Annotated in this window: 1 protein-coding gene; it reads left to right on the top strand. The window is 33.2% G+C overall.

What is annotated here, in order from left to right; all coding sequences use genetic code 11:
• Nucleotides 1-396 precede the first annotated feature (396 nt).
• Nucleotides 397-618, top strand: coding sequence for a PLDc N-terminal domain-containing protein (locus WA327_RS08375; RefSeq protein WP_336068572.1), 222 nt, complete (start codon nucleotides 397-399; stop codon nucleotides 616-618).
• Nucleotides 619-764: the final 146 nt, after the last annotated feature.

Below are 764 nucleotides of genomic sequence, written 5' to 3' on the forward strand. Positions count from 1 at the left end.
CAATTTTCTATCTTTCAGCTCAATCGGAAAATCGTACCGATTTTCCGCAACTGAAATTTATACGCTAACGTTAGCTTTAATGCTGGAGCAAGTTTGCGGTTTGAAAAAAAGCCTAGTTTTTTTTTCGATTTTTTTTTAGAATTTTAAGGTAGATAAATCAGAAAAACTGTGTGCGGAATTTCAAAATTTTCGGAATAACCACTCAAACGTGAAATGAAAAACAACAGCGAAATTGCTCACTCAAACTCTGAATTGAATTACGGCTGACTTTTTAGCTTGTTTGCGCAATCGGAACGGGAAAACAACGCTGGAATTGCTTACTCAAAGCTTAATTAAAAAATGGTCGGAATTTGAGCAAGTTTGCGGAATTGAAAAACTAAATAAATAAATAATAATATGGATAAAATAATCAATGATTTCTCAATCGGGCTTTTTATATGGCAAGCCTTTATTTTATTATCAATTGGACTTTGGATTTATTGCTTGATTGATATTTTTAAAAATAAGTTTGCTCAAAATGACAAACTAATTTGGATTCTATTAGTCCTTTTGATTCCATTTATAGGTTCGTTGTTGTACTTGTCCATTGGAAAAAACAAGAAACTGAAACTAAACTGAAAAAAGCACTAAAAGCTAACAACGGCTATAATTCATTACGGCGGAATTTCCTCGCGGAAATTCCATTCATTTTTGCTATCTTTCAGTCAACGTCGGAATGACACTCACGTGCCATTCCGTAACGAAATCATAGCCAAAACCGTTGT

This window comes from Mesoflavibacter sp. CH_XMU1404-2 (assembly GCF_037029465.1).
Taxonomy (GTDB): Bacteria; Bacteroidota; Bacteroidia; order Flavobacteriales; family Flavobacteriaceae; genus Mesoflavibacter.